The 15,170-nt window shown below is 69.6% G+C and carries 14 protein-coding genes; 7 read left to right on the top strand and 7 right to left on the bottom strand.

What is annotated here, in order from left to right:
- Nucleotides 1–111 precede the first annotated feature (111 nt).
- The 4 genes from ABZ444_RS22185 to ABZ444_RS22170 are packed head-to-tail and all read left to right on the top strand — an operon-like array spanning nt 112 to nt 3,456.
- On the top strand, nt 112–657 hold the full coding sequence (locus ABZ444_RS22185) for a hypothetical protein (RefSeq protein ID WP_357999842.1): 546 nt from the start codon (nt 112–114) through the stop codon (nt 655–657).
- Nucleotides 654–1,838: a S8 family serine peptidase gene (locus ABZ444_RS22180; RefSeq protein WP_357999839.1), complete on the top strand. Its 1,185-nt coding sequence runs from the start codon at nt 654–656 to the stop codon at nt 1,836–1,838. The genes ABZ444_RS22185 and ABZ444_RS22180 overlap by 4 nt, the downstream gene beginning before the upstream one ends.
- A gap of 26 nt (nt 1,839–1,864) precedes the next feature.
- On the top strand, nt 1,865–2,272 hold the full coding sequence (locus tag ABZ444_RS22175; protein ID WP_357999836.1) for an OB-fold domain-containing protein: 408 nt from the start codon (nt 1,865–1,867) through the stop codon (nt 2,270–2,272).
- Entirely contained in the window at nt 2,269–3,456 is a 1,188-nt protein-coding gene (locus ABZ444_RS22170) for a lipid-transfer protein (RefSeq protein ID WP_357999833.1), read from the top strand. Before ABZ444_RS22175 ends, ABZ444_RS22170 begins: the two co-directional genes overlap by 4 nt.
- Nucleotides 3,457–3,504: 48 nt before the next feature.
- On the opposite strand, the gene ABZ444_RS22165 is transcribed toward ABZ444_RS22170, so the two are convergent.
- The 5 genes from ABZ444_RS22165 to ABZ444_RS22145 all read right to left on the bottom strand — a co-directional run bounded on the left by ABZ444_RS22165 (nt 3,505) and on the right by ABZ444_RS22145 (nt 9,238).
- Nucleotides 3,505–4,521 carry a dipeptide ABC transporter ATP-binding protein gene (locus ABZ444_RS22165; protein WP_357999830.1) on the bottom strand — a complete coding sequence of 339 codons (1,017 nt, stop codon included), beginning with the start codon at nt 4,519–4,521 and terminating at the stop codon, nt 3,505–3,507.
- A complete protein-coding gene (locus ABZ444_RS22160; protein ID WP_357999827.1) occupies nt 4,505–5,542 on the bottom strand; it encodes an ABC transporter ATP-binding protein in 1,038 nt (345 codons plus the stop codon). The genes ABZ444_RS22165 and ABZ444_RS22160 overlap by 17 nt, the downstream gene beginning before the upstream one ends.
- Nucleotides 5,543–5,555: 13 nt before the next feature.
- Complete coding sequence (locus ABZ444_RS22155; RefSeq protein WP_357976108.1) at nt 5,556–6,536, bottom strand: ABC transporter permease; 981 nt, start codon at nt 6,534–6,536, stop codon at nt 5,556–5,558.
- The gene (locus ABZ444_RS22150) at nt 6,529–7,473 is read right to left on the bottom strand and encodes an ABC transporter permease (protein WP_357999824.1); all 945 of its coding nucleotides are present in this window, start codon (nt 7,471–7,473) and stop codon (nt 6,529–6,531) included. Before ABZ444_RS22150 ends, ABZ444_RS22155 begins: the two co-directional genes overlap by 8 nt.
- Before the next feature lie 130 nt (nt 7,474–7,603).
- Nucleotides 7,604–9,238, bottom strand: coding sequence for an ABC transporter substrate-binding protein (locus tag ABZ444_RS22145; RefSeq protein WP_357999821.1), 1,635 nt, complete (start codon nt 9,236–9,238; stop codon nt 7,604–7,606).
- Between the two features lie 470 nt (nt 9,239–9,708).
- On the opposite strand from ABZ444_RS22145, the gene ABZ444_RS22140 reads away from it, so the two are divergent.
- The 3 genes from ABZ444_RS22140 (at nt 9,709) to ABZ444_RS22130 (ending at nt 11,793) form a co-directional block, all read left to right on the top strand.
- Nucleotides 9,709–10,644, top strand: a complete 936-nt coding sequence (locus ABZ444_RS22140; RefSeq protein ID WP_357976101.1) for an ABC transporter permease — start codon at nt 9,709–9,711, stop codon at nt 10,642–10,644.
- Nucleotides 10,637–11,503 (top strand): ABC transporter ATP-binding protein, encoded by an 867-nt coding sequence (locus tag ABZ444_RS22135; RefSeq protein ID WP_357999818.1) that lies wholly within the window; start codon nt 10,637–10,639, stop codon nt 11,501–11,503. The genes ABZ444_RS22140 and ABZ444_RS22135 overlap by 8 nt, the downstream gene beginning before the upstream one ends.
- Nucleotides 11,504–11,637: 134 nt before the next feature.
- Nucleotides 11,638–11,793, top strand: coding sequence for a hypothetical protein (locus ABZ444_RS22130; protein ID WP_185845322.1), 156 nt, complete (start codon nt 11,638–11,640; stop codon nt 11,791–11,793).
- Between the two features lie 510 nt (nt 11,794–12,303).
- On the opposite strand, the gene ABZ444_RS22125 is transcribed toward ABZ444_RS22130, so the two are convergent.
- Both ABZ444_RS22125 and ABZ444_RS22120 read right to left on the bottom strand, forming a co-directional pair.
- Entirely contained in the window at nt 12,304–13,227 is a 924-nt protein-coding gene (locus ABZ444_RS22125; RefSeq protein WP_357999815.1) for a hypothetical protein, read from the bottom strand.
- A 465-nt stretch (nt 13,228–13,692) separates the two neighbouring features.
- Nucleotides 13,693–15,009, bottom strand: a complete 1,317-nt coding sequence (locus ABZ444_RS22120) for a lysine 2,3-aminomutase (protein WP_357999812.1) — start codon at nt 15,007–15,009, stop codon at nt 13,693–13,695.
- Between the last annotated feature and the right edge of the window lie 161 nt (nt 15,010–15,170).

The following is a 15,170-nucleotide window of genomic DNA, read 5'->3' as shown; positions in this document are numbered from 1 at the left end:
CGGGCTGTTTACCGAAGCGTCGGAACGAATCATCGGCCGCGTGCCAGAATGCACGGCAGATCGGGCGTCCCTCCCCTCCCGTTCGAGGTTGACGTGTACCAACTGTCCGTCGTGCTGCTTTCCATCCTGTCCGTGTTCTGGCCGCAGGCCGACGCGCCCGTGCCGGAGCGCTGGCATGCCTGGCCGGTGACGCGGATCTTCCCCCTGGCCGTGCCGGGCCTCAGCCCGTCGGGGGCCAGGGTGACGTACGTGCTGGCGGGCGTGGCTCCCGAGGCGCCGTGCCGGGTGGCGTTCCAGCCCGCCGCGGTGCGGCCCGGCTGCCTGATCGCCCTGCGGGCCACGTACGCCGACAGCACCCAGACGTACGTGGCCACCGTCGGGATCGCCGTGCTCGGCGTGCCGGGCGCCGGGACGTACCGCGGGGCGCGCCCGCCCACCGTGCGGCCCGTCGCCTTCCCCGGCGGGCCGGCCGAGCGGTTCGGCCGGCGGCAGTACTTCACCGGGGCGCTGGCCGGGTCGGGCGGCCCCTACCTCGTGGCGACGGCCGCGGGGTACGCCGACGGGCGGGCGTACCGGCCGGGCGACCGCGCCGCGCCGCGGCTGCGCGGGGTCGCGCGGCAGCTCGCCGAGACGTTGTACCGGGCGCTGACCCGATGAGGGTGCTCGCGTCCCTGCTGCCGGCTCTGATCCTGGCGGCCGGGGTCGCGGGCGTGGCCTCCAGCGCCACCGACGACGTGCGGACGGCGGCCTCGCCGAGCCTCCCCGGCGGCGTCGGCGCCGCCGCGCGGGCCCGGCAGTGGCAGCTCGCAGCGCTGCGCGTGCCCCGGGCGTGGCGGTCGAGCCGGGGCGCCGGCGTGCTGGTGGCCGTGCTGGACACCGGCGTGAACGGCCGCCACCCCGACCTGCGGGGAGCCGTCGTCCAGGGCCCCGACCTGACCGGCGCGCCCCCGCGGCTCTGGGGGCACCACGGCACCGCCATGGCCGGCCTGATCGCCGGCCGCGGGCACGGCGAGGGCCGCGCCGAGGGCGTGGTCGGCGTGGCCCCCGCGGCGCGGGTGTTGTCGATCAGGGTCACGCTGGAGAACACCGACCCGCTGCGCGCCGAGCAGCGCGCCGGCCGCCGCGACGCCCTGGCCGCCGGCATCAGGTACGCGGTCGACCACGGCGCGGACGTGATCAGCATGTCGCTGGGCGGCGGCAGCGGCGCGTGGGAGGGCTCGGCGGCCGAGGAGGAGGCCGTGCAGTACGCGCTCGCCCGCGGCGCGGTCCTGGTGGCCTCGGCGGGCAACGACGGCGACACGGCCAACAGGAAGAACTTCCCCGCCGCCTACCCGGGCGTGATCGCCGTGGGCGCGGTGGACCGGCGGCTCAGGGTGGCCCCCTTCTCCAACCGCCAGGACTACCTGTCGGTGGTCGCGCCGGGCACGGACGTCGTCACGGCCGACGGCGGCGACGGGTACGTGGTGGGCGACGGCACCAGCTCGGCGGCGGCCATGGTCGCGGGCGTGGCGGCCCTGGTGCGGTCGGCCCATCCGGAGCTGTCGCCGTACCAGGTGCGCACGGCCATCGAGCGCGGCACCAGGAGACGTCCCGCGCGCGGGCACAGCCCCGCCTACGGGCACGGCGTGGCCGACGCGCCGCTCGCCCTGCGGGAGGCCCGGCGGCTGGCCCACGGAAGGATCTCACCGGCCGCCCGCCCAGGCCCGTACTTCGGGCGGGGGCCGGCCCTGCCGCCCGCCTCCAGGGCGCCGGTCGTGGCCGGGATGGTGGTGCTGGCGGCGGCCATGTCGGCGCGGGTGGTCGCGACCCGGCGGAGGCGCCGGAGGGATTCACCCTAGCAAGCGCTTGTGTGATACTCCTGGCTATGACCTTAGCGATCGACGGCTGGTTCGCCATCGACGGGGACGGCGCCACCCACCTCATCGGCACCACCTGCCTGACCTGCGGGACCGTCGCCTTCCCGCCGCAGCCCGGCCTGTGCCGCAACCCGCGCTGCGAGGGCGAGGAGACGGCCGAGGCCCGGCTGCCGCGGCGCGGGCGGGTCTGGTCCTACACCGAGGCCTGCTACCCGCCGCCGGAGCCGTACGTGGCGGCGCGGCCGTACCGGCCGGTCACACTGGCCGCCGTCGAGCTCGACGGCGCCGGGCTGGTGGTGCTCGGCCAGGTCAAGGACCTCACGGCCGGCGACCTGGAGGTGGGCATGGAGCTGGAGCTCGTGCACGGGCCGCTGGCCGACGGCCCGCTGGTGTGGATGTGGGGGCGGGCCTCGTGAGCGCGGTGGTGGTGCTCGGCGCGGGCATGCACCCGTGGGGCAAGTGGGGACGTCCCTTCGCCGAGTACGGCGTCGCCGCCGCCCGCGCCGCCCTCCGCGACGCCGGCGTGGCCTGGACCGACGTCCAGTACGTGGTGGGGGCCGACACGATCAGGAACGGCTACCCCGGCTTCGTCGCCGGCGCCACCTACGCCCAGGCACTCGGCTGGACGGGCGCCAGGATCGCCTCCTGCTACGCGGCCTGCGCGTCGGGGGCCCAGGCCGTGGACATCGCGCGGACCAGGATCATGGCCGGGCTGTGCGACGTGGCGCTGGTGGTGGGCGCGGACTCCACCCCCAAGGGCTTCTTCAAGCCGGTCGGCGGCGACCGGCACGACGACCCCGACTGGCTGCGCTTCCGCCTGCTCGGCGCGACCAACCCCGCCTACTTCGGCCTGTACGCCCGCAGGCGCATGGCCCTGTACGGCTCCACCAGCGAGGACTTCGCCGCCGTCAAGGTCAAGAACGCGCGTGCCGGCTCGCTCAACCCCATGGCCCGCTACCGCCGCCCGGTCACGGCGGAGGAGGTGCTCGCCTCGCCCATGGTGGCCGACCCGCTGCGCCTGATGGACATCTGCGCCACCTCCGACGGCGGCGCCGCGGTCGTGCTGGCCTCGGAGGCGTACGCCAGGCGACTCGGCGCGACGGCCCCGGTGCGCCTGGCCGCCGTCTCCACGGTGACCCCGACGTTCCCCAACGCGCTCCTGGAGCTGCCGAACTTCGCCACCGAGTCCTGCGCCGCCGTTCCCGCGCCCGAGAGGCCCTTCAGGGCCGCGATCACGCACGCGGCCTACGAGGAGGCCGGCCTGGGCCCCGAGGACGTCTCCTTCGCCGAGGTGTACGACCTGTCCACCGCCCTGGAGCTGGACTGGGTCGAGGACGTCGGCCTGTGCCCGCCGGGCGAGGCGGACAAGCTGCTGCGGGCGGGCGAGACCGCGCTCGGCGGCCGGGTGCCGGTCAACCCGTCGGGCGGCCTGGCCTCCTTCGGCGAGGCGATCCCGGCCCAGGCGATCGCGCAGCTGTGCGAGCTGACGTACCAGCTGCGCGGCGCGGCGGGCGGGCGGCAGGTGCCGGGCGCGCGCGTCGGCCTCGCGGTCAACCAGGGGCTGTTCGGCCACGGCTCGGCGATCGTGGCCACCACGTGACAGGGCCCTCCGGGAAGTTCTCCCGGAGGGCCCCACGGTCCGGCGCGGTCAGCCCACGTGCACCACGTCGTGCGTCTCGGCGAAGTGGCAGGCGCTCTCGTGCCCGGTCCCCGTCCGGATCTGCAGCAGCGGCTCCTCCACCGCGCAGATCTCCTGCGCCTTCCAGCAGCGGGTGCGGAAGCGGCATCCCGACGGCGGGTTGGCGGGCGAGGGCGGGTCGCCCTGCAGGATGATCCGCTCGCGCTGCTCCCGGCCCTCGGGGTCGGGAACCGGCACCGCCGACAGCAGCGCCTGCGTGTACGGATGGGCGGGCTTGTCGTAGATCTCGACGTCCTTGCCGAGCTCCACGAACTTGCCCAGGTACATCACGCCCACCCGGTCGGAGATGTGGCGGACCACCGACAGGTCGTGGGCGATGAAGATGTAGGCCAGGTTGAACTCGTTCTGCAGCCGCTCCAGCAGGTTGATCACCTGGGCCTGGATCGACACGTCCAGCGCCGAGACGGGCTCGTCGCAGACGATGATCTCCGGCTGCAGCGCCAGGCCGCGGGCGATGCCGATGCGCTGCCGCTGGCCGCCCGAGAACTGGTGCGGGTAGCGGTTGATGTGGTCGGGGTTGAGCCCGACGACCTCCAGCAGCTCCTGCACCTTGCGGCGGCGGTCGCCCTTGGGCGCCACCTCCGTGTGGATCTCGTACGGCTCGCCGATGATGTCGCCGACGGTCATCCGGGGGTTCAGCGAGGTGTACGGGTCCTGCATCACCATCTGGATGTTGCGGCGCATGCGCTTGAGGTCGCCGCCCCTGGCCTTGGCGATGTCCTTGCCGTTGATCTTCACCGAGCCCGAGGTCGGCCGCTCCAGCGCCATCAGCACCTTGGCCAGCGTGGACTTGCCACAGCCCGACTCGCCCACGATGCCCAGCGTCTCGCCCCTGTTCAGGTCGAACGACACGCCGTCCACGGCCTTGATCGCGCCGATCTGCTTCTTGAGGACGATGCCCTGGGTCAGGGGGAAGTGCTTGACCAGGTCGCGAACCTCAAGGATGCGCTCACTGCCGTTCGCCATCGAGGACCTCCCTCCAGTAGTGGCAGGCGCTGCCACGCGTGCCGCTGATCTCGTAGAGCTGGGGGGCGGCGGTCACGCAGTTGTCCTGCCGGTACGGGCACCGGGGATTGAACGCGCATCCGCTCGGCAGGTCGAGCAGGTTGGGCGGCAGACCCTTGATCGCGTACAGCTCCTGGCCCTTGAGGTCCACCCGGGGGATGGACTCCAGCAGGCCCTTCGTGTACGGGTGCGCCGGCGCCCGGTAGATGTCGTGCACCGGGGCGTTCTCCACGATCCGGCCGGCGTACATGACCGAGATCTTGTCGGCCACGTCCGCCACGACGCCCAGGTCGTGGGTGATCAGGATCATGCCCATCTGGCTCTCGCGCTGCAGCTCGGCCAGCAGTTCCATGATCTGCGCCTGGACGGTCACGTCCAGGGCGGTGGTCGGCTCGTCGGCGATCAGCACCTCGGGGTCGAGCGCGATCGACATCGCGATCATGATGCGCTGCCGCATGCCGCCCGAGAACTGGTGCGGATAGTCGTTGACGCGCTGCCTGGCGGCCGGGATGCGGACCTTGTCCATCAGCTCGACGGCCTTGTTCATGCCGTCGCGCTTGGACATGCCGCGGTGGACCCGGAACATCTCGCTGATCTGCCAGCCCACGGTGAACACCGGGTTGAGCGCCGAGAGGGCGTCCTGGAAGACCATCGCGATGCGCTGGCCGCGCACCTGGGTGCGGGCGTCCTCCGAGAGCTTGAGCAGGTCGGTGCCCTTGAAGCGGATCTCGCCCTTGGGGATGACGGCCGGCGGCATGTCCAGGATGCCCATGATCGCCTGAGCGGTCACGGACTTGCCCGAACCCGACTCGCCGAGCACCGCCAGCGTCTCACCGGGGTTGACCGTGTAGCTCACGCCGTTCACCGCGCGCACGACGCCCTGACGCGTACGGAACTCCACGTGCAGGTCGTCCACCGCGAGCAGCGGTTCGTTGCCCAGCCCTCCCTCGGCGGGCAACACGTCTGTCGACGTCTTCTTCACTTGATCCCCCCTCCTACCTGAGCTTCGGATCGAGAGCGTCACGCACGGCGTCGCCCAGCATGATGAACGCGAGCACCGTGATGCTCAGGAACAGAGCCGGGAAGAACAGCGGCAGCGACGCGTCGAGGAACCGCGGCCGGGCGTCGGCGATCATGAGGCCCCACGAGATGTCCGGCGACTGCACGCCGACCCCGAGGAACGACAGCGCCGCCTCCGCCGCGATGTAGCCGCCGAGGTTGATCGTGCTGACCACGATCACCGGCGCCAGCGAGTTCGGCAGCAGGTGCTTGAACATGATGCGCCACTGGCCCGCGCCCACCGACCGCGCGGCGACCACGAAGTCCTGGCTCTTGGCCGTGATCACCGAGGCCCGCATGATGCGGAACACCATCGGCCAGCCGAGCACCGCCAGGGCGGCGATGACCAGCATGATGCTGTTGATGCCGCTGTCGCGGAAGGTGGCGGCGATCAGCAGGGCGCCCAGGATCGGCGGGATGGCGAAGAAGATCTCGGTGACCCGGGAGGAGACCGAGTCGATCAGGCCGCTGCGGAAGCCGGCGAACAGGCCGAGCAGGCCGCCCACGATCATGGTGATGATCGTGGTGGTCACGCCGATCACGATCGAGTTGCGGGCGCCGTAGATCGTCCTGGCGAACACGTCACAACCCTGGCTGTCCTTGCCGAACGGGTGCCCCACGCTGGGGAGCTGCCGGGCGGTGGACAGGTCGCAGGTCTGGGCGTTGGTCGGGTCGATCGAGGTGAACAACGACGGCCAGAACGCCATGACCAGCAGGATCGCGATCAGCACCGCGGAGATGATGAACATCGGCCGGCGACGCAGGTCGTACCAGGCGTCGGTCCACAGGCTGGCGGGCTTGTCCTGCTTCTGCTTGCCGCGCCTGCCCTGCTTGTCGGGGGACGGTGGCGCCGGGGCCTCCGTGACCAGCGACTTCGCTTCCGGCAGCATGGGCCCGACGTTTGCTTCGTTACTCATAGCGGATCCTCGGGTCGAGCACTGCGTACAACATGTCGACGACCAGGTTGGCCAGGATGTAGATCAGCACCAGCACGGTCACGATGCCCACGACGACCGGCTGTTCTCGCAGCAGGATCGAGTTGAACAGCTGGTTGCCGATACCCGGCAGGTTGAAGATCGTCTCCGTGATGACCGCGCCGCCCATCAGGTTCCCGAGGTCGGCACCTAGGTAGGTGACCAGCGGGATCAGGGCGTTGCGGAGCCCGTGCCTGCCGATGACGCGGCGTTTGGCCAGGCCCTTGGCCGTGGCCGTGCGGATGTAGTCCGCGCGCAGCGTCTCCACCAGGCTCGTCCGAGTCAGCCTGGTGAGATAGGCGATCGACGTGCCGGCGAGCACGAAACCGGGCAGCAGGTAGCTGCGGAACCCGGCCGAGATGCCGGCCACGGGGAAGATGTCGCTCCCCGTCCACAGCTTGAGCTTGACCCCGAGCACCAGCTGCAGCACGAAGCCCGTCACCAGCGTGGGGACGGAGATCAGCAGCAGCGTCGAGGCGAGGATGGCGGTGTCGGAGGCCCTGCCGCGGCGCAGCGCCGCCCACAGGCCGAGGCCGACGCCGATGATGGCCTCCATGACGAGGGCGGTCAGCGCGAGGTTCAGCGTGACCTGGAACTTGCCGGCCATGAGCTGCGAGACCGGGATCCTGGAGAAGGTGGTTCCGAAGTCCCCGTGGAGGAGCACGCCGCTGAGGTAGTACCAGTACTGCAGCAGCAGCGGATCATTCAGGTGGTATTGGTCGCGCAGGACCTCGGCCACCGCCGGGTCCAGGCGCTTCTCGCCCGCCAGTGCCTGGATGGGGTCGCCGGGCAGGGCGAAGACGATCGCGAAGATGAGTAGCGTGGCGCCGAGCAGGACGGGTATCGCCTGCAGCAGTCGCCTGATGACATAACGGCCCATTCAAGCCCTCCGGTACATGCGTGGAGGCAGTCACCCTCGTAGCCGCGGTTTGCCCGGCCCCAAAGTGACTGCCTCCAAGCTCAGTCCTCCGATGGGCGGACGGCAAGAGCCGTCCGCCCGGCGAATGACGTCAGGCCTTCTCGACGTCAGACCACTGAACCTGGTTGAGCAGGTTCAGCTTGACGCCCTTGACCTTGGCGGAGTGGCCGAAGTTGCTCCGGTAGAAGTACACCGGGATGTACGGCATGTCCTTGATCAGGATGTCGTCGGCCTGCTGGTAGAGCTTGAGGCCCTCGGCAGCGTCGGCGGCCTGGTCACCCTTGGCGACGATGTCGTCGAATTCCTTGTTCTCGTAACCGCCGTAGTTCGAGCCGGTCGAGATGGCCTGGGTGCCGAAGATCGGCGTCAGGTAGTTCTCGGCCGACGGGTAGTCGATCGACCAGCCCATGCGGAACAGGCCCTTGTACTTCTTGGCGTCCAGGTCGTCCAGGATGGCCTTGAAGTTCTCGAACGGCTTCGGCGTGACCTCGATGCCCAGGTTGGCGCGGAGGTTGTTGGCGACGGCCTCGATCCACTCCTTGTGGCCGCCGTCGCCGTTGTAGCCGAGCTCCAGCTTGGCCGGGCCCTTGGCGTCGGCGTAGAGCTTCTTCGCCTCGGCCGGGTTGTACGTGCAGGCCGTGCAGGCGCCCTGACGGTAACCGGGGATGGCCGGGTTGATGAAGTCGTCGGCCGGGGCGCGGGTGCCCGCGAAGACCGTCTCGGTGATGGTCTTGCGGTCGATGGCCATGGAGATGGCCTTGCGCACGTCCGGGTTCTTGAACTCGGGGTTGTACTTCAGCGGGACGCCGATGTAACCGACAGAGGCGTCGGGCTCGTCGAAGTACCGGTCACCGAGGACGGACTTGGCGGTCGCGATCGCCGAGGCGGGCAGCGAGTCGTCCACGTCCAGGTTCTCGGCCTGGAGGTCCTGGAAGGCGGTCTCGGCCGAGCTGTAGATCTTGAACTGCAGCTTGGTCCAGTTCTTCGGCTTGGTGCCGGGGAACTTGTCGTAGACCGTCATGTCGATGGTCTGCGCGCCGCCCTTCTTGTAGGGCTTGTCGACCTTGAAGAGGCCCTGGCCGATCGGCTGCTCGCCGTAGGCCTGGGTCACCTTGCCGTCGGCGCCGAGCGCGGAGGCCGGCAGCGGGTAGAAGGCGGTGTACCCGAGCATCGTCTTGAACTGCGAGAACGGTGCGGACAGCGTCACCTCAAGGGTGCTGTCGTCGACAGCCTTGAGGCCCTTCATCTCCTTGGCCGCCGGCGTCTTGCCCTCGCCCGGGTGGACGTCGGCGAAGCCGTCGATGCGGGAGAAGAAGGCGGAGGAGCTCATGGCGTTGTCCTGGTTGGCGCCATAGTTCCAGGCCCGCGCGTAGTCGGCGGCGGTGACCGGCTTGCCGTCGTGCCAGGTGTAACCGGCCTTGAGCTTGATCGTCCAGACCTTGCTGTCCTGGGTGGTGATCGACTCGGCGGCCTCTTCAACCGGCTGCTTGTTCTCGTCGTACTTGACGAGCGGCGAGAACACCGCGGCGAGGACTTCGGAGCCCTCGGTCTCGGTGGTGTTCAGCGGGTTGAGGAGCTCCTGAGGCTCACCGATCTCCATGCGGACCGGCGTTTCGCCGCCGCCCGCGGCAGTGCCGCCGTCCGAGGCACCGCCGCCACACGCGGCAACCGCGAGGGCGAGCAGCGCGGTACCGGCGACGATCTGTGCGCCCTTAGTAACACGCATGGTGAAAAAAATCCTCCCTCTACAGGTGGGCGACAGCGCTGAGCTGCGGTGATGGTAAGCAGCCTGACGGGGGGTTCCTGGTATCCCCCGGATTTGGCTGACATGGTCAAACCAGCCGACGCCCTGCCAGTCGATCGCGACTATCCCTTACTACTTGCCACCAGCGAGTCTCTGGCGCGTTGCAGTTCGGTCACACGTGCGCCAATCCAGCGTCACAGACATTCTTCCTATAAGAGTACAAACCCACCAGGGATGCTCACACAGGTCAAGCCTCGACGTGAACGGCGGATGAAAATTACCCCCTACAGGACCCTGGTCGCGCCCTTCCCGCCATGGCCCCCCTCGCTGGGCTACGGTTGAGCGAGTCTTGACGGCACCTTGGAACCTGGCGCCCCAAGACTCCGTCCAAGCATCTGCCGCGTCCCTCGCGGCAGGCACCCCACCGACCTGGATCCAATAGAGTCCTAGCCATGAGCCAGCCGGAATCCGCTGTCGCGGACGCCCAGGCGGGCGGCCGAAGCGGGCAGGAGCCGCTGGCCAAGCTCGCCGAGAGATACGGACTTCGCCGTGCCATCGCGCGGCCGAGGTTCCCTGTCTATCTGCGCCAGCTCTGGGAGCGGCGACACTTCATCCTGACGTACGCGACGTCCCGCAACGTCTCGAAGTACTCCAGCTCGGCCCTGGGCCAGCTGTGGCAGGTGCTGACCCCCCTCCTCAACGCCGGCATCTACTACGTGATGTTCGGCGTCATCCTGGGCGGCCGGGGCGGCATCGAGAACTACCCGGCCTTCCTGCTGACCGGGATGTTCGTCTTCACCTACACCCAGCGCGTGGTGACGGCGGGCGCCAAGTCGATCTCCGGCAACCTGTCGATGATCCGCGCCCTGCACTTCCCGCGCGCCTCGCTCCCGCTGGCGTACACGATCCAGGAGCTGCAGCAGCTCGCCATCTCCATGGGCGTGCTCCTCGTCATCGTGACGGCCACCGGCGAGTGGCCCACCTGGTTCTGGCTCATGATCCCGGTGGTGCTGGCGCTCCAGACGATGTTCAACATCGGGGCCAGCCTGGTGATCGCGCGGCTGGGCGCCCAGATGCGCGACCTCAACCAGTTGCTGCCGTTCATCACCCGCACCTGGCTCTACGCCTCGGGCGTCTTCTTCTCGATCCAGGACAAGGTGGTCGGGTCCGCGAAGCTGCCGCAGTGGGTGGCCGACGTGATGTACCTCAACCCGACGGCCTCCTACATCGAGTGGATGCGCGACATCCTCATCAAGAGCTACCACCCGCAAAACGGACACTACCCCCCGACTATGGTGTGGGTGTCTTGCGTATTCTGGGCAGTGTTCTCACTCGGCTTCGGTTTCTGGTACTTCTGGCGGTCCGAGGAGAGGTACGGGCGTGGCTGAACTGACCGAGGAGCTGTCACAGGTGAAGGGCGAGGAGCCCGCCGTCCCCGGCAAGGACGTGAGGGTGCACCCCAACCCGGAGCCCCGGGGCAAGAGTCCGCTCGACGTTCCCACGGGCACCCCGACCGTCATCGTCGACGACCTGCACATCGTCTACCGCGTCTACGGCACGGCCTCCGACAACGAGAAGGGCAACGCGGTCAACGCCCTCACGCGCCTGCTGAAGCGCCAGGGCCGCCCGCAGATGAAAGAGGTCCACGCCGTCAAGGGCGTGACCTTCGTGGCCTACCACGGCGACGCCATCGGCATCGTGGGCCGCAACGGGTCGGGCAAGTCCACGTTGCTGCGCGCCATCGCCGGCCTCCTCCCGCCGCACGAGGGCGCCGTCTACACCGACGGCCAGCCCTCGCTGCTCGGCGTCAACGCCGCGCTCATGCGCGAGCTGACCGGTGAGCGCAACATCGTCCTCGGCTGTTACGCCATGGGCATGACGCCGTCGGAGGTCAAGGAGAAGTACCAGGAGATCGTCGACTTCTCCGGCATCGACGAGTTCGTCCAGCTGCCCATGTCCACGTACTCGTCGGGCATGGGCGCGCGGCTGCGCTTCGCCATCTCCTCGGCCAAGACCCACGACGTCCTGCTCATCGACGAGGCCCTGGCCACGGGCGACCGCGAGTTCCGCAAGAAGAGCGAGGCCCGCATCCGGCAGATCCGCGAGTCCGCCGGCACGGTCTTCCTGGTCGCCCACGACCTCAAGGTCATCGAGGAGACCTGCAACCGGGTCATCTGGCTGCACAAGGGCAAGATCCGGATGGACGGCGACCCCAAGGAAGTCATCTCCGCCTACAACAAGGGCTGAGCCACCCAGCTTTTCGATCACCTGCGCGAAACGTGGGTGACTCGCGCGCCGAAACACTGACAGCGTGACTGCCGTTCCGATAGTATTCGAACGCGAATTCGATCCAAGGAACGCTGATGGAGTGGGGGCGCGCGATGGGAGAGCTTTCGGCCGCGATCGACCACCTGGCCATCGAAGACGTGGCCGAGATCCCCAGGATGCAGCTCGCCGAGCAGCTGCTGGAGCTTCACTGGCAGATGGCCCGGCTGCAGGCCCAGATAGCCCGGCGCACCGGCGTCCGGCTGCCCTAGCGGCCCGCGCCGTACATAGGGGGAGATGAGAAGGCCGCCGACCCCTTGGCGGGGCCGGCGGCGGGCTCGGCGCGGCGCCGCTGCCCTGCAGTCAGCGGCGGCTCGCGCGCGTGAACCCCCGGGCCGGAGCGCATCCGCCCAGACCCGTGGCGGGCCCGTCCGCCCGAGCGGCGGACCCGCGACCGACGCGCGGCAGTGCCGTCGGGGCGCTCGGCACCTTGTGAGCGCACACCATCGGCCTGTCCAGTCGGTGCGACGGCGCCCCCGTCGTTCCGCGGGCGTCCACCGACGCCGGGGAGAGCGGGAACCCGCCGTCGCGGGAACAACCTGGCACCTGGACGCGGGCCACCTCACGGCCGTCACGGCCGGTTCGCGAGCGTCGGCACCTGGGACGCCGGCGAACCGTCGCACGGCCCTCGGCGGGGCCGCGTCCGCGCGTCGTCACGTCATGTCCGGGACGCGCCCGCGCGGGTCACGTCCGCGACACGTCCGGGACGCGTCGTGCTCGCCTCAGTCGCGAACCCAGGAGCCCCGCACCGAGCTCGTCAGCGCGTCGGTGCTCCAGCCGAGGGCGGAGATCATGTCGCTGTAGGAGCCGGCGGCCTTGGAGCCGTTGGCCGAGACGAGGCCCGCGCCGTCCTGCATGAGCGGGGTGATCTCGTCGACGGAAGCGGTCCGGGTGGTGCCCGGCAGCGCCTCGACGACCGGCGCGGCCTCGACGGGGGCGACCTGCCCGACCATCGGGGCCAGCTCGCCGCCGGACGCTTGCGGCAGGGCCATCCTGGCGGCGCGGGTGAGCCCGCCCATCCCGGACTCCATGGACAGGTCGCGCAGGCCCTTGGTGGCGCCCGTCATGCTCGTGGTGGCGGTGCCGGCCGTGCCGGAGCCCGTGCCGGGCAGCAGCGCGCCGCCGCCCACCTTGCCCATCGCGCCGCCGACCGAGGCACCGGCCAGGGCGGTCATCGTGTCCATGGCGCCGCGCACCGGGGCGCTCGTGCCGGTGAGCCCGCCGTTGCTCTGGGGCGCGCCCTTGACCAGCGGCTGCGCCATGCGGGCGCCGCCGAGCAGCGGCAGCGACTTGGCCAGGCCCCGACCGCCGCCGCCGACCGCGCCGCTGCCGAGGATGGGCGACAGCTCGGGCAGCGGGCCGCTCTGGCGGGTGACGTCCTCGGCCGCGTTCGGCGTCATCGCCAGGCTGGCGCGCCGGTTCTCGTCGGCGATGTCGCGCGCCCTGGCCTCGCCGGCGGCGTCCGCCGACTTGGCCTTGGCGGCCCCGGTCAGGCCGCCGAGGCCGCCGCCCAGGCTGCTGAGCAGCCCGCCACCGAGCAGCCCGCCGAGCAGGTCGAGCGGGCCTCCGCTGGTGCCCCCGCCCAGGCCGTCCAGCGGGACGATCTTGGCGGTGTGGGTGAATTGAACTTCTGCTTGAGCTGGCACGGCCAAAGCCGCCGCCAAGCCGAATGCTGTGACGGCAACGGCCGCCTTGACTACTCGATTCATGATTGCCTTCCCGGCTCGTGATCGATCGCTCTCGAATGCGGTGGAAATGCGAATCGATAACCCCCGAATGCCGTGGCGGTCACGCTATGGGCACCACACGAAGCGTGCTGTCACGGCTGAGCTACGGAAGCAGTTGTATCACTGACGGTGATCGCCCGCAGGCGGCCGGAAAGCCCATGTAGCAGGGTTTGCAGCCCGGTTACCGAGTAAAGGGAGAGCGTTGAGCGGAGAGACAAAACAGGAAATACCCCGGTTTTGATTTCGATTCTGCGCGGACCCGATCGTCATCGGACCCGCGACACCGACGTGCGCCCGCACGGCCCGCGTACAAGTGGTCGCATTAACAAATGTCGCGGGCCGGGGGCGCACAATTCAGTGACGGTGGTGCGAGAACGCGACCACTCAGATGGGCAGCAAGGCGTCGGCCGGCTCGAACGGAAAACGATCGGCGAACGCCGGCCGCAGATCCGTCAGCCAGACCGCCGACGGGTCGTACCGGGCGAAGAACGGCCGCCCGACCAGCTCGGGGTCGCGGGCCTGGATCAGGTGGAGCACGAAGACGCGCTCACCGGCGATCTCGGTCACGCCGTCCACGCACACCTTGCCCGGCGTGGCCGACATGGACGGACCCCGGACCGTACGGCAGAGCCCGGAGACGGTCGAGTAGGCGTCCCTGAAGATCTCGTACGCGCGGGCCAGCGGGACCGCGAAGTAGTCCTGCGGCCCGGTGTCACGCTCGACGAACATGTAGTAGGGAATCAGCCCCATCCGCAGCTGCCGCCGCCACATCGACGACCACACGGCGGGATCGTCGTTGATGGACCTGATCAGCGGCGCCTGGGTCCTGATCGTGGCCCCGCTGCTGAGGATGCGTTCGACCGCCGACTCCACCAGTGGCGACTCCAGCTCCCGCGGATGCGAGAAGTGGGCCATGAACGCCAGGTTCTTGCCGGCCTTCACCACCTCCTGGAACAGGCCGAGCGTGGCGTCGGCGTCGGGATCGGTGGTGAAGCGCTGCGGCCAGTAGGCCAGCGCCTTGGTGCCGATACGGATCGATTCGAGCTGGTCGAGGCCGAGCAGCGGCTCGATGTAGCGCCGGATGACCGGCTCGCCCATGATCATGGCGTCGCCGCCGGTGATCAGGACGCTGGTGACCTCGGGGTGCTGGCGGATGTAGGACACCATCCGGTCGACGTCGTCGGAGGCGAACTTCAGGTCCGCGTCCCCGATGAACTGCGCCCACCGGAAGCAGTAGGTGCAGTAGGCATGACAGGTCTGCCCCTGTTTAGGGAAGATGAGCACTGTCTCTGGATATTTGTGCTGCATGCCGGGCACCGGCTCGTCGCCCATCCTCGGGACGTTGAGCTCCTTCTGGCCGGCGGGATGCGGGTTGAGCTGCGCGCGTACGCGATTGGCCTCGGCCTGGATCTCGCTGTTGGGCGCCTCGGCCTTGAGCAGATCGGCCAGCCTGGCCACGTCCGCGGCGGGAAGCATGTCCTCCTGCGGGAAGACGAGGCGGTAGATGGGATCGTCGGGCGCCGCCGACCAATCTATGAGTTCATCCACGACATAGGCGTTCGTCCGGAAGGGCAGCACCGTGGCCACGGCGCGGACCCTCAGCCGCTCCTCGTCGTCCAGCCCCGCCCGTCGCAGGAGCTCGTCGAGGTGCTTGGACGTGTACGCCTTGAAGCGTCGGGTACCTGCCTGGTTCAAGATCACTAGGCCTTTCCCATCTTTTTTGTTCGATCGCCGGTAAACCTCACGACCCAGTCGCGCGTCTACGGTTCTTAATATCCGGACGCGACGCGCCGCGTCCCCGGTTCCACTGGGCTCCAAGTTTCCTTGCAGGTTTGACACTCGCGACATATCGCGTTTCGACA

It is taken from the genome of Nonomuraea sp. NPDC005730 (genome assembly GCF_040630865.1).
In the GTDB taxonomy this organism is placed as follows: Bacteria; Actinomycetota; Actinomycetes; order Streptosporangiales; family Streptosporangiaceae; genus Nonomuraea.
Note: the sequence above shows the minus strand (reverse complement) of the source record. Positions and strands in the feature narration are given on the sequence as shown.